The organism is Sporosarcina sp. Y1011, from assembly GCF_057669885.1.
Window position 1 is genome coordinate 70,342 of the sequence record NZ_JBYHFP010000007.1, and the last position, 14,177, is coordinate 84,518.

The window sequence follows — 14,177 nt, forward strand, 5'->3', positions numbered from 1 at the left end:
TCAAAAAATAATAATCTTAAAGGGAACAAGAACTTCATAATTTTTTTACAGATGATGGCTCAGTTATATCAATCTTTCAAGCGCGATAGGAGGTAAAGGAAGTACGGCGCCCCAATCACAGCGACGACAATCCCAGCTGGAATTTCTGATGGCTGCAGTATAAAGCGACCAAGCGTATCCGCAACAAGGACCAACAACCCCCCAGTCAATGCCGCAGCTGGGATTAAATATTGATGTCTAGATCCAACTAGTTGACGGGCCAAGTGAGGACCAATCAGCCCTACAAAACCGATACCACCACTAACTGACACGCTAGCTCCAGCTAAGCCGACTGCTGCAGCAAGTAATACACGCCGCTCCTTCTCAATCGATGCACCTAAGCCAGTAGCTGTTAAGTCCCCTAAATTCAGCACGTTCAATACACGTGCTTTCATAAATACAAATGGAATTAAAACGAGGATCCATGGCAACAAAGCCAATACAAACTTCCAATTTGACCCCCAAATACTGCCCGCCAACCAAGTAGCAACAAATTGATAATTCTCTGGATCTAAGCGTAGTGTTAAAACTATCATGACCGAACTAATACCCGCTGCAACTGCCACACCCGTGAGCAGTAACCGCATAGGTGAAATTCCCTCATGTCGTTTATAGGCTAACGAATAAATGTTCACTGCTGTTATGCCTGCTCCTAAAAACGCTAAGACAGGTAGTATAAAGACAGGTGTTGCAGTAGTTGATGGATAAAAAGATATAAATAACATGACAGCTAGGCCTGCACCTGCGTTGATTCCTAAGATGCCTGGATCGGCCAAAGCATTGCGCGATATCCCTTGTAACACACAGCCCGATACCGCCAGTCCCATCCCTACCAATACCGCAATAACTATACGTGGTAATCGAAACTCAAATAGAATTAGGTGTTGTTTATCCGTTCCGAATCCAAACAGCGTGCGAATCACTTCAAGCGGTGTCAATCTTATAAATCCCGTATTCATGCTAATCATGAACGCAACAACAATAAGCAGTCCAAGAACACCGATGATTATCAAATTTTTAGTATTGGCCCTTTGTTGATTATTCGCCTTATTAATCTTTTCTTTCATAGTTCTTTTCCTCCTTTTCGTGCAAGATACAGGAAGAATGGTACTCCAATTAAAGCAATCAATGCGCCAATCGGGGTTTCATATGGAGGATTAATCATTCGTGCTCCGAGATCCGCTAAAACAACTAAAAGACCACCAAGCACAATGGAACAAGGAATAATCCAACGATAATCATGACCAACTAGAAAACGAGTAAGGTGAGGAACGATTAAACCAACAAAACCAACGGCTCCTACCACAGAAACAGCAATTCCAGCTAGGATTAGTACGATAATCATCCCAGCAAGTTTAATGGTCTTTGTTCGTTGACCTAGCCCAATCGCCACTTCTTCTCCAAGACTTAAGAGTGTGATTGAACGTGATAGAATCAGTGCACCGATCATCGCAACGATAATCCATGGGGACATGATTTGAAGATGAACCCATTTCGTACCCGATACACCGCCAGCATACCAAAAGGCTAAATCTTGCCCAATACGAAAATATAGTGCAACGCCTTCGCTGAGTGCTCCAAACAAAGGACTTACTGCCGCTCCAGCAAGGACAAGTCGCATCGGAGTCAACCCGCCTCGTGACATCGAACCGACTCCGTACACGATTCCAACTCCTACACCAGCACCTAAAAAGGAAAACATGATTAAGTACAGATATGAAAGGCCGGGTGCAAAAGCAAAACAGAGTGCGAGCATAAATGCAGCACCGGCATTCAGGCCCAAAAGACCGGAATCCGCTAGTGGATTTCGAGTCATCCCCTGCATTAGTGCACCAGCTACAGCAAAACATGATCCAACGATTGCTGCACCAAGAACGCGCGGCAGACGTATTTCTAGTATAATTTGATGCTGTGTTAGATCAGGGTTAAATTGAAACACAGCCGTCCAAACAGTCGCTAACTTAATGTCCGCAGCTCCAAATGAAATAGAAAGGCCAATCGCAATTATTAATGCAACAATACCTCCGCACAAAACAACTACCGCCACAACGGAATGTGAGTGTTTCTTGATTTCTATTAATTTTTCTATCTCGGCAGTAGCCTCCGCTGAAGTAGACATACATTTCCTCCCCACAACAAACTTCCAAACGATTTTCCTTATTGAGAAAAAAGGTTACCGTTCCTTCTGACACAATTGATACGATAGACAAATTGGATTTTCACTAAATGGACAAGTTGTAATCCTAGCGTCTATGTTAAATACTAGCTGTAAATTTGAGCAAGTCATCACTTCTTCTGGTGTCCCCTCTTTCATCAATGTGCCATCTTTCATGGCAATCAAATAATCAGAAAAACGGGATGCATGGTTCAAATCGTGAAGCACCATGACAATCGTCCGACCTTCCTCCTTATTAAGTCGCTGTAAGAGAAGTAAAACATCCAGTTGATGTGCTAAATCTAAATATGTAGTTGGCTCGTCGAGAATTAGAATTTCAGTGTCCTGCGCAAGCGCCATCGCAATCCACACGCGTTGCCTTTGTCCACCTGATAATGCTTCAACAGGTCGATCCTTAAACTCATTTAACCCGGTTACTTCAATTGCCCAATAAATATACTCATAATCTTCTTTTTTTAATGAACCGAATCCATTTTGGTGAGGAAAGCGGCCGTAGGAAACCAATTCAAATACAGTAAGCCCACCTGGTGCATTCGCCGATTGCGGCAAAATCGCCATCTTCTTAGCAACTTCTCTCGTTTCTAACTGATGGATTGCACGTCCGTCAAGATAGACACCACCGCTTTTTGTTTTCAGCACGCGCGATATAGCTTTTAATAATGTAGATTTCCCACAACCATTTGGCCCAATAATCGTAGTTATCTTTTTTTCAGGAATAGAGACACTTAAATCATCTATTATTAGTGTGTTTGAGTAACCAATCGCAACTTGATTTACTGTAATCGCTGACATGTACTGTACTTCCTCTCCTACTAATAATCGTATCGACTGATTAAGGTTTCGTTCCTTCTATAATATTTCTATGGAGTAGTATCTACTTATTAATTGATAACGATTATCAATCTCATTTATATACTAGGTTCTTTTTAGAAGACTGTCAACAGTTTGCTGGAGTTAAAGTGAGATTTTTTTTAGTGGACAATCTTTCATCGCCATTTTCACTGGAGTATTTCCGGCACGCTTTCGGCGAATTAATTACGACTGTTATACCGAGGGGGCAGTATGGCTATCTTGTTGTGATTAATTGCCTGTCGCGTACCTACAATCTTCAAGTGAAAAACACAGTTTCTTTGAAAGAAAAGAATAGATGGCTTTCTATAGAGTTTGTAAGTGCCCGAAGATGAAATTTCGGGCACTCTAGCACCTTGTACAAAGCATACTTTAGGAAAGATTATGTGATGCTTTAGAAGAAAGTGACTCTTCCCTAGAAAGAATGTAGAGAGGTGATAGTAGAAGGATTGAGCTGCCAAAATTGTATCTTTGGCAGCTTATCTTTCGTCCCGAAAAGCTTCGGCACTTTTTGTAATTGTGCCTTTGGAGAGCGACGGATGAACAAACACTATAAGATTACCGAAAAAAACAGCAGCGATGCGACGAAGTCGCATCCCTGCTGATTAAGACATCTCGATAATGGTATAGAAGTTTGTTCAATTCAAAGCGATTCAAAGCAACTATACACGTAGCGCGCAGTGTGTTATCAAGTTACTTAGTGATTATTTTTAGTCACTTGACAAGCGTGTTGTGTTTTTACTAATAAAAACAAGGATATCTATGCCGTAACGGCAAGGATATCCTTATTTAATATATAATTTTTCCATATCAAATCTTATGTGTGATGGTGTCGGCGGGAGTCTACCCCCACATCTTACTTGGTTTGATTATTTTATGATGAAAAAGCTTCACCTGTTTTTGCCATGTTGCGAAATGGATATTTTATTTCAAAATTCACTGCACTCATAATGATTTTTTATTAGTTAATTTATCTTTCAACTCGCCAATCTTATCTCGTGCCTGCCCTTTATACTTATCAACTTTGTCACTATCCATTGCAGCACCGATCTTGTCTTTCACTTCACCAAGTTTATCCTGCGCTTGCCCTTTATACTTGTCAACCTTGTCACTTTCCATTGCTGTATCTACTTTATCTTTGGCTTTGTTAACAGCACCTTTTACTTTGTCGGAAAAATTGTTGAACATACTAAAACCCCCGCTGTCTTGTTTATTTAACTATATACCTGACGTCCATTTTAGTAAATTCTAAAGGAACTCCGCTAGAAATTAAGTCATAATAAGTATGTTTCTAAAAAATGATACCTGGAATATGCCAAGTTTAGTTGACTAGAAACACGCTCTGTTCAATTTGTTTCATTTCATAGAAGTAACCTTTTTTATCCATCAATTCTTCGAATGTTCCAGCCTCGACTATGGTTCCATGGTCCATCACAATGATTTGATCCATCTTCTCTAATCCTGTTAAGCGATGGCTAACGACAATAACTGTATCCTCTTTTGCTTTTTCAAATAAATAGCCCATGATATGTGCCTCGGTTAATGCATCAATGGATGAGGTTGGCTCATCTAATAGCCATAAAGGTGATTTTATGAGCAGGGCTCGGGAAATAGCGAGACGTTGTTTTTCTCCACCCGAAAGATTCTCCCCTTTTTCTAAGACTTTATCATCTAAAGAAAATTGTCCAAGCTTCACCTGTTCCAACATGTCTTCCATTTCTGTGTCACTTAATCCATCACTGGCAAGCAGTAAGTTATCTCGTATGGTTCCAAAGAAAAAGTGATTTTCTTGTAATACTACATTTGTATTTTCCCAAATAGACTCTTGTGATAAATGATCAATCGAATCATTGTTAAAACGAATCTGACCTTGGTCTACATTATAAAACTTTAAAAGCAACTGCAATAACGTTGATTTTCCAGAACCACTTGGACCGACTATGGCTGTTTTCGAACCAGCTGGAAATGTTGTAGTTACATTTGTTAACGTATTACGTGTTTCATCTGGAAAAGCAAAAGTTACATCCTTCACTTCAATAGAAGGAACCCCTTGAATAGAACGATTTTCAAAAACTTCTTGTGGTTTCTCTTGAACAAAGTCTTTACCAACAACTGCGGTAAGTCTTGACGCAGCTTGCCGACTCTCTTCTAAATAGCTTGGGAAAGCTGCCATGGAAGTTGTATTCTCAAATACTGTCAATGAAACCATGACAAACATCGCAAGGTAAATCCCATTTAGTTGACCATCTGCCACTAAATATGCGCCAACACCTAGAACAACCAATGATATGAGGAGCGATAGAAATTTGTTAGCAGCCTGGCTGAACAAGTTATGAATACTTTCACGTTCTTGTTCATCTAAGTAGGCATGTACAGATTGATGCAGTTCGCCTTCTTTTTCTTCAAGTTGTTGGTGTATTTTTAAATCACGAAAGCCATAAAGAAATTCTGTCACTTTGGTAGATAATTCTCCGCGTCTCTGTCTCACCAGTCGATCCACTTTTCGTTGCGTTAATGCAAAAATTGATGGAACGACAAAGGTAGTTACCAGAAGACCGATGAATACAACCAATGCTACTTCCATTGAAAACAGTGCTGTAAAAAAGATTGTACATAGAAATACTAATAGTAAAACAACTGGTGGGTAAAACACGCGCAAAAAGAAATTTTGTAATGCCTCCACATCACCCACAACTCTAGCAAGAAGATCTCCGCTTCGATATTTGCGGAATATCGTTGGTGCTAATGGTTCTAACCGCTCGTAAAAGGAAACACGCATATTACTTAACATCGTAAATGTCCCTCGATGAGAAAAATAACGTTCTCCGTAGCGACTTAATGCTGATATGATTCCTAAAATCTTAACCGACACAACGATGATCATTAACGTATAAATTGACGGTGTTAAAGCCGCCTTGGAGATTAAATACCCACTGGATGCAAATAAACTAACAGCTGTTATCCCTGATATAAACCCGCAGACAATAGAATAGAAAATATCCTTTTTTTCTACGAATAATATCTTGATAACAAATCCTAAGTTATTCAATTTGCCATCCCTCCTTGTTGAACAGACACCATATGACGATACGTTTCCACCGATTCCAGCAGTTCCTCATGTGTACCAGTTGCCAAGAGTTCTCCGTTTTCCAAGAAAATAATCTTGTCTGCATTTTTAATCGTATGAAGCCTATGAGCCACTGTAATGACCGCGGAAGCTTTAGATAATTCCTTAATAGAAGCTTGCAAGATTTTCTCAGTCCGAAGATCGAGGCCAGTTGTCGGCTCATCAAACAGAATGACAGATGGACTTTTTAGGAATGCTCTAGCGATGGCAATTCGTTGTTTTTCTCCACCTGAAAGGTCTCTTCCCCCTTCACCAATAGGTGTATCATAGCCATGTTCAAGTGAAGCCACCAACTCGGAAATTCCAGCCTTTTCAGCAGCTTGTACGATTTCTACTCGAGTCGCATTCAAACGTCCGCCTATCGCAATATTTTCGGCAATTGTTCCTGAAAACAAATATGGGTTTTGTGAAATATAACTTAAATGATCAAACCAATCTTTTTCTTTAAAGTTTGACCTTGGTTTCCCATTAATAAGCATTTCTCCCTCTGAAACTGAAACAAGTCCAGCAATCACATTTAATAGGGTTGATTTCCCTGCGCCAGTTTTACCGACAATGGCTACTTGTTCATTTGGAACAATTTCTAGCTGAATGTTTTTTAATGTAAATGCATCTTCTCCATAAGTAAATCCTGCACCACGCAATTCAATTGTCAGTGGTACTACTCTTTCCAGGCTTTCCGCTCCCCATAAGACAGGTTTCTCTGTTTCACTTAGTTCATCAGCTAGCTTTTTAGCCGCCCCCATACTTCCCCTACCCGTATGAAAAGCACTGCCTAAGTCTTTCAGTTTTGTGTAAAACTCTGGAGCCAATACCAACATAAAAAATGCGGTTAAAAATGCTAAATCTTGAAAAACGATTAAACGAAGGGCCAGTTCTAGGGCAATGATCCCCATACTCAGCATCGAAATGAATTCCAATACTAACGAATTTTGAAATGCAATTTTAAGTACTTCCATCGTAGCATCACGAAAATCAAGACTACTTTTTCGTATTGTTTCTTTTTGTTCTTTGGAACGACCAAGTAATTTAAGTGTTGTCAGCCCCTGTAACGTATCAAGAAACGCTCCCGAAAAAGCAGCCATTTTATCCAATTGTTCTTCGGATTTGTCCTTTGTTTTGAAACCGATAATCATCATAAAAATCGGAATAAAGGGTGCGGTGATCAAAATAATCAGTCCAGTGGCAATATGTTGTGTGAAGATGACCACTAGAATGATTAGTGGAATGATAGTAGCTTGTATTACTTGAGGAATATAATCGCTAAAGTAACTATCAATTTCATCCACAGTATCCATCATTACACTTACTTTTTTACCAGACTGTCCTTGAAGTGATGATTGCGCTGTACTATTTGAGAATTTATTTAAAAGGTTTGTTCGAAGATTCCCTTTAACCTGTGAAGCCATTTTCACTCCAGTTCTCCCACTCAAATATTGAAGGATTGTTCTTGCGAAAAACGCGAAGAACAATCCTATCAATAGCGGTATAACATCAGAGAATGTTGCATCTTTTAAAAAGATACGATCCACAACTGAGACTAATAAATAACCCTGTCCTACAATTGCAACACTTGTTGTGACAGCAAAAATGACCAAGAGAACCAGCTTTCTTTTCTGTTCTAATGCTAATTCTTTAAGTCCAACCATTGCTTATACCTCCTGAAAAATGAGCTAATTTAGAGTAGTTTCTAAGTAGACAAACTGGAAATCAGAATCCACTACTACTAAACCTTTAACTTTATTTTTCTTTTGTAACAGATCCATCTTTTGGAGCAGCCCAGAACACAACTACAATCGCCGCGAAAATTACGATAAATGGAGCGCCAAAGATTAGAAAGTCATTTAGCATTCATCTCACTCCTTTTTCTTCGTTCCTTTGACATAATCTTTATCAAATAAGAAGAGTTTTAATAATAGGTAAATTGAAGGTACTAGCAATATCAATCCTAAAATGAACACCACAATTAGTGAAATGGCCATTGCATCATTTGTAAAACCTTCGTGAATCGTTAGATATGGATAAAGCAAGTATGGATAAAGGGAAATTCCATATGCATAAAAGGCTAGAGCAAACTGCCCTACTAATAGGCCAACTGCCAATCCATAGTTTTTTTGCTTCCACAAAAGCCATACTGTCCCAATCCATAATAGGAACGATAATCCAAACATCCACCATAAATCTAAAATACGGTCAAAATGTTCTGGATTGTGAGAACTTAATTCGTAAATGATGCCTACTGCCGCAATGATTAAAGGGAAAGCCCAGAACATTGCATATTTACGCATTAAGTTTGTTGCTCCTATATCTTCTGCTTTGTTTGAATACCAGGTAAGGAAAACAGCTGAGATATACAGGACTGCAACAATCGATAAAACGACAATAGACCATGTTAAAGGACTCGTAAACAATGCTCCGTAGTCTAAAACAGGATTACCATCAATCATGGACATAAATCCACCTTCAGAAATGGTAAGAACTATGGATAATGCTGACGGGACCAATACGCCTGCAATTCCATACATGAAGGCATATCCTTTATGACCTTTTGATCCGTACAGTTCAAATGCATAATACGAACCTCGAATAATCATTAAGATTAACGCAATACTCGCTGGAACAAGAAGGACCGTTCCATAATAGAAAGCTGTTTTTGGGAAAAATCCAACAATCCCAACAAAGAAGAATACGAAAAACACATTCGTAACCTCCCAAACTGGAGAAAGGTATCTCTGAATAATTTTTGAAACCACATGTTGTTTACCAGTTATTATACTGAAAGCATTAAAAAATCCTGCCCCAAAATCAATTGACCCCAAGATGACATAACCAAATAGAAATGTCCAGAGTACTGAAATCCCGATTATTTCTAAACTCATGACGTTTCACCACCTTGTGTAGCTTCTTGTTGTTCTAGTTCTAGCTCAACTGGATTATTCTTAAACATCCGACGAAGTACGACAATGGTTCCAATTCCTAAAAACAAATACAATATCCCAAAGAGAATTACCATTAATCCAACATAATCACTGGACGTTGCTGCTTCTTCGATCGTCATTATTCCACGTAGAATCCATGGTTGTCGACCAACTTCAGCCATCCACCAGCCAGCTTCAATTGCAAGGAATGAAAGGGGACCTCCAAGAACAATGAGCCAACGATACCATTTAGATTTTACGAATGACCATGCCCGTTTGATCCCTATCCAATAGACAAGAGAAAGAACTACCATGAATCCTCCAATCGTAACCATTAAATCGAAAAAGTAATGGATAATAAGTGGTGGCGTTTCTTCCTTAGGAAATTGGTCTAATCCGATTACTTCTGAATTCGGATTTCCGTGTGCTAAGATACTGAGTCCATAGGGTATCTTGAGCTCATATTTCACTTTTCCTTCTTCATCCAAAACTCCATACATTAGGAGTGGTGCTCCTTCTTCCGTGTCAAAATGCCATTCGGCTGCTGCTAATTTTTCTGGTTGGTACTCTGCTAAATATTTACCTGAAAAATCTCCGATTAATGCTGCCGCAATGGAAAATACAAGTCCTATTTTCATGGTTAAATAAAGTGCTTTCTTATGATAAACATGTGTCGAACCTTTTATCAATTTGTAAGCTGCAATGGCTGCCAGCATAAACGCAGCTGTCATATACGACGTTGCAAGAACATGGGACACTTTCGTCGGCATCGACGGGGTAAACATTGCTGCAATTGGATTTGGATTTACCAGTTGCCCGTTCACAATATCAAAGCCTTGTGGAGAATTCATAAATGCATTTACTATGGTAATGAATAGCCCTGAAGCCGCCGCACCAAGAACAACAGGAATGAGAAGCATAAAGTGTTTACGTTTATCTTTAAATCGATCTCCCGTGTATGCATATATCCCTAAAAAGATGGCTTCAAAGAAGAAGGCAAATACTTCTAAAAATAGAGGCAGTGCTATAATATTTCCTGCCAGTTCCATGAAGTTTGGCCAAAGTAATGAAAGTTGTAATCCAATTGCTGTTCCAGTTACAACACCTACAGCAACAGTGACAGCAAACCCACGAGCCCAACGTTTAGCCATCAAGATATAATGATCGTCTTTTTTCTTAATACCCACCCAATGTGCAATCATGATTAAGAGTGGAACCCCTACCCCTATCGTTGCGTAAATAATGTGAAATGAAAGGGTAAGTAGTGTTAGTACACGACTACCAAATACTGGATCATCAAATAACAATTTCAATCCGCCTCCTTTTACTCAATATCTTTTCACAAGCTCTGCTTTGTATATATTATAAAACTCGAGTAACGATAATACTATTTTCATGTTGTAATCCAATTTTAACTGCAATTGAATGCTAGTAGGTGTATATCTTGTGACAGTAACGACGATAATGTGAACGCGATTGTTCCTGACGTTTTTAAGTGTATGGGGGCAGACCCATTTTGAATAAGAGAATATAGTTGTAAAATGATGATTCACTTAACCACCTAAATGCTACCCTCACTGTATTTGCATACAAAAAAACCGAATCTCGGGTCTTTTTTCAAAGAGTCCGAAATTCGGTTGATTGTTTAATATTCAGCACCTAGAGTACGTCTTCCTTATTTCGCCAAAAACCCATCCTGAATAATCAATTCTATAGATCTTTTAGATCGCGTGATGATTTAATAAAGAATGACATAATCAGCCCAATAATTGCAAGTATCAATCCGAAAATAAAAGCAGTTTGAACGCCCGCGGTTAAAGATTCACTAATTGCCGACGAACTAGCCGGATCTGATAGTTTATTCAAATAACTGGTTTGTGAAGCTGACATAATTGTAATTGCAACGGCCGTACCGATTGCACCAGATACTTGTTGCAATGTGTTCATCAAAGCAGTTCCATCTGGATATAGGTCTCTTGGAAGTTGGTTCAGTCCATTTGTTTGGGCTGGCATCATTACCAAAGAAACACCTATAAATAAAAATGAATGCAAGAAAATAATAAGTAATATAGACGTTGTTGTCGTTAGGTTCGACAAGCTCCACAACATAATTACCATAATAATAAATCCAGGTGTAACGAGTCCCCTTGGTCCGTATTTATCAAAAAGGCGACCCGTTATCGGAGACATGATTCCATTTATAATCCCCCCCGGTAACAAGACAAGTCCCGCCGTAACCGCAGCTAACCCAAGGCCCGTCTGCAAGTATAAAGGTAAGAGAATCATTGAAGACAAAATGACCATGAAAGTAACAAAGACGCTTAAGACACCTAGAGTAAACATCGGATATTTAAATGCACGCAGGTCTAGCATCGGCGTCTTCATTGTAAGTTGCCTTATGGAGAATAGAATAAGCGCTATAATACCAATCACAATGGTCGCAACAACGATGGAACTTCCCCACCCTTTATCTCCCGCGGCACTAAAACCATAAACAATGCCCCCAAAACCAATGGTCGATAAAATAATCGACAGAATATCAATTTCAGGTTTCGTAAGCGTAGAAACATTTTGCATATAAATAATTCCAGCGAGTAGTGCAAGCGCTAGAAACGGTAGAGTGACCCAGAAAATCCAATTCCAACTTAAATTTTCAATGATTAAACCTGAAAGTGCTGGCCCAATCGCTGGTGCAACCATCATCACCAATCCCATTAGCCCCATGATTGTTCCCCTTTTATGGATTGGGAAAATCAGCAATATCGTATTAAACATAAGCGGTATTAATATACCCGTCCCGATAGCTTGAATCACACGCCCTACAATCAAGACACTGAAAACTGGGGCCGATCCGGCAACAATCGTTCCAATAATGGAAAATACCAATGACGCAATAAACAATTGTCGTGTACTAAACCATTGAATTAAAAGAGCTGAAATAGGAATTAATATCGCTAAGGTCAATAGATAACCCGTTGTTAGCCATTGAACGGTGGGAGGAGGTACATCAAATTCCTTCATTAACCCCCCGAGTGCCATATTGAGAGCTGTTTCACTAAATAACCCTATAAACCCTGCAATTAAAAATGATAACAAAATGGGGGTTGACTTAATAACTTGATTTTGTTGCTGTGCATTTGTTGACATAAAATATTCCTCCAATTAAAAACTAAATCAACCTTGTTTTATTCCATTCTGCTTTGAATGATTAACCGCCTCAGTTGCTAATTCTTCTTTGCTTTGTACTAAAAACTCATGATTGCTTAAACAGTTTACCATTTTCTGCTGTCTATTGGCGATTTATTTGGAAGGGATAGATTGATGTATTCGCTTAATCGTCTCAATGTGTAATGCTTCGTGGTAAAAGCTAAACAAAAACACCTCACCAACTGTGTAAAACGTAATGCCTAACCGGTTTGTAAATGGTGTTGGTAACTTTTCAAGTAAGCGTCCTTGAAGAAAATCCTGAATTCTTGTTTTTTGTTTCGCTAAAACTTCGGCAATCTCTGTAAATGATGGCGGCGCTTCTTTCCAATCTGCGGGTTTCGTTCCTGCGCCAAAAAGTTTTTCATAATCTTTCGGAATGTTCATCTCTTCACCTAAGAGTCCAAATACAAGCTTTTCCTGTATAAATGCAATGTGTCCAAAGTTCCAACGAATAGTATTGTTAAAACCTTTTGGCATCAAATCGGAAATTTCTTCCGGCATTTTCTTCATCGTTTGCTCGGTTATTCCTCGCACTGTTGCCATATGCCGAAAAATTGTTTGTTCCAAGATAAATCCTCTCCCTTTTTAATGATCTTTGTATTGCTATATCGTTGTCTTAGCGTTCTCCTCCAGCTAAATGGATTACTTTTTAAAAATGGAACCAGTATCTAAAGCCATTCGGAATTGTGTTAAAACCTGGTTCCATTGATTTCTTTCACAGCGTACCTAAAATTTATTTTCCGATGGGGTCTATTGGTTCCTTCCCCATTAAAACAGCTATTAAATTTTCTGCAGCTCGCATCGCCATTGCCTCTTCCGTTCTCGCAGTAGCAGATCCTATGTGAGGGATTGTCACGACATTCGACATTTGAAGTAATGGGTTATGTGGATCCACGGGCTCTTTTTCGAAAACATCCAATCCGGCTCCATGAATAACTCCGTTTTGCAATGCATGAATAAGCGCTTGTTCATCGACGGTCTGACCGCGAGATACATTTATAAAAACTGCTGATTTCTTCATCAATTTAAATTCCTCTTCACCAATGATTTGGAAAGTTTCAGGCGTAAGGGGTGTCACCAACACGATATAATCGGCACGTGTTAAAAGTGACGTCAAATTACAATACTCCGCACCATACTTCACTTCAGCTTCTGGTTTTCTGTTCCGATTATTATAAAGGACATCCATATTAAATCCGAATTTTGCTCTTCTCGCAATCGCTTCTCCGATTCGTCCCATTCCAATGATACCTAAAGTGGTACTATGTACATCTTTTCCATAAATTTCGCGATAATTTGTCGTCGGTTTCCAGCTTCCATCTTTGACGAAGCGATCCAATTCAGTAATACGTCTAGCAGTTGATAAAATAAGGCCAAATGCTAAATCCGCAACCGTCTCATCCAAAACATGAGGTGTATTGGTTCCAATTATATTTCGTTTATTCATAGCTTCTACATCAAAATTATTGTAACCAACAGATACATTACTAATGACTTTTAAATGAGGGGCGTGATTCAGCAGCTCTTCATCAATCCTTCCTACCATACTGCTACCTCCAGTAAATAATCCTTCAACATCAGCAATTTCCTTTAACAGGATATCTCTCGGAGTTCGCCCATCGCCCTGCCATTGTCGAATATCACAATACTCAGCCATAAGATCTTTCACATGTTCAGGTATAGAATATGTTGAATAAACTTTTGGTTTCATTTTACATTCCTCCTACTAATCATTATCTTCTAACTCCAGTGTGGCATATTTTACAAATACTAGCACTCAAAACATGATTATGTTTTTTGAAAATGTACTTTTTAGAGGACTTTACAATGAGGTACTATTGTGACAGACTCAATGACAATA

12 protein-coding genes are annotated in these 14,177 nt (G+C 39.0%); all 12 read right to left on the bottom strand.

The window, feature by feature from the left end; genetic code table 11:
• Positions 1–68: 68 nt before the first annotated feature.
• A complete protein-coding gene (locus AC25Y5_RS10715) occupies positions 69–1,106 on the bottom strand; it encodes a FecCD family ABC transporter permease (protein WP_488140275.1) in 1,038 nt (345 codons plus the stop codon).
• Positions 1,103–2,158 (bottom strand): FecCD family ABC transporter permease, encoded by a 1,056-nt coding sequence (locus AC25Y5_RS10720; protein WP_488140276.1) that lies wholly within the window; start codon positions 2,156–2,158, stop codon positions 1,103–1,105. Before AC25Y5_RS10720 ends, AC25Y5_RS10715 begins: the two co-directional genes overlap by 4 nt.
• Positions 2,159–2,212: 54 nt before the next feature.
• Positions 2,213–3,007: an ABC transporter ATP-binding protein gene (locus AC25Y5_RS10725; protein ID WP_488140277.1), complete on the bottom strand. Its 795-nt coding sequence runs from the start codon at positions 3,005–3,007 to the stop codon at positions 2,213–2,215.
• A 1,002-nt stretch (positions 3,008–4,009) separates the two neighbouring features.
• The gene (locus AC25Y5_RS10730) at positions 4,010–4,252 is read right to left on the bottom strand and encodes a hypothetical protein (protein WP_488140278.1); all 243 of its coding nucleotides are present in this window, start codon (positions 4,250–4,252) and stop codon (positions 4,010–4,012) included.
• A 133-nt stretch (positions 4,253–4,385) separates the two neighbouring features.
• On the bottom strand, positions 4,386–6,113 hold the full coding sequence (gene cydC / locus AC25Y5_RS10735) for a thiol reductant ABC exporter subunit CydC (protein WP_488140279.1): 1,728 nt from the start codon (positions 6,111–6,113) through the stop codon (positions 4,386–4,388).
• A complete protein-coding gene (gene cydD / locus AC25Y5_RS10740) occupies positions 6,110–7,840 on the bottom strand; it encodes a thiol reductant ABC exporter subunit CydD (RefSeq protein WP_488140280.1) in 1,731 nt (576 codons plus the stop codon). The genes cydC and cydD overlap by 4 nt, the downstream gene beginning before the upstream one ends.
• A 91-nt stretch (positions 7,841–7,931) precedes the next feature.
• A complete protein-coding gene (gene cydS / locus AC25Y5_RS10745) occupies positions 7,932–8,042 on the bottom strand; it encodes a cytochrome bd oxidase small subunit CydS family protein (RefSeq protein WP_488140281.1) in 111 nt (36 codons plus the stop codon).
• 5 nt (positions 8,043–8,047) lie between these two features.
• Positions 8,048–9,070, bottom strand: coding sequence for a cytochrome d ubiquinol oxidase subunit II (locus AC25Y5_RS10750; protein ID WP_488140282.1), 1,023 nt, complete (start codon positions 9,068–9,070; stop codon positions 8,048–8,050).
• Positions 9,067–10,416 (bottom strand): cytochrome ubiquinol oxidase subunit I, encoded by a 1,350-nt coding sequence (locus tag AC25Y5_RS10755; protein ID WP_488140283.1) that lies wholly within the window; start codon positions 10,414–10,416, stop codon positions 9,067–9,069. The genes AC25Y5_RS10750 and AC25Y5_RS10755 overlap by 4 nt, the downstream gene beginning before the upstream one ends.
• 403 nt (positions 10,417–10,819) lie before the next feature.
• Complete coding sequence (locus tag AC25Y5_RS10760) at positions 10,820–12,256, bottom strand: DHA2 family efflux MFS transporter permease subunit (protein WP_488140284.1); 1,437 nt, start codon at positions 12,254–12,256, stop codon at positions 10,820–10,822.
• Between the two features lie 153 nt (positions 12,257–12,409).
• Positions 12,410–12,883: a DinB family protein gene (locus tag AC25Y5_RS10765; RefSeq protein WP_488140285.1), complete on the bottom strand. Its 474-nt coding sequence runs from the start codon at positions 12,881–12,883 to the stop codon at positions 12,410–12,412.
• 166 nt (positions 12,884–13,049) lie between these two features.
• Entirely contained in the window at positions 13,050–14,027 is a 978-nt protein-coding gene (locus tag AC25Y5_RS10770; RefSeq protein ID WP_488140286.1) for a 2-hydroxyacid dehydrogenase, read from the bottom strand.
• Positions 14,028–14,177: the final 150 nt, after the last annotated feature.

Coding starts and splice junctions, on each gene's coding strand:
- AC25Y5_RS10750 (WP_488140282.1), bottom strand. CDS start 9,070: ATGAGTTTAGAAATAATCGGGATTTCAGTACTCTGGACATTTCTATTT.
- cydS (WP_488140281.1), bottom strand. CDS start 8,042: ATGCTAAATGACTTTCTAATCTTTGGCGCTCCATTTATCGTAATTTTC.
- AC25Y5_RS10715 (WP_488140275.1), bottom strand. CDS start 1,106: ATGAAAGAAAAGATTAATAAGGCGAATAATCAACAAAGGGCCAATACT.
- AC25Y5_RS10725 (WP_488140277.1), bottom strand. CDS start 3,007: ATGTCAGCGATTACAGTAAATCAAGTTGCGATTGGTTACTCAAACACA.
- AC25Y5_RS10720 (WP_488140276.1), bottom strand. CDS start 2,158: ATGTCTACTTCAGCGGAGGCTACTGCCGAGATAGAAAAATTAATAGAA.
- AC25Y5_RS10770 (WP_488140286.1), bottom strand. CDS start 14,027: ATGAAACCAAAAGTTTATTCAACATATTCTATACCTGAACATGTGAAA.
- cydD (WP_488140280.1), bottom strand. CDS start 7,840: ATGGTTGGACTTAAAGAATTAGCATTAGAACAGAAAAGAAAGCTGGTT.
- AC25Y5_RS10760 (WP_488140284.1), bottom strand. CDS start 12,256: ATGTCAACAAATGCACAGCAACAAAATCAAGTTATTAAGTCAACCCCC.
- AC25Y5_RS10730 (WP_488140278.1), bottom strand. CDS start 4,252: ATGTTCAACAATTTTTCCGACAAAGTAAAAGGTGCTGTTAACAAAGCC.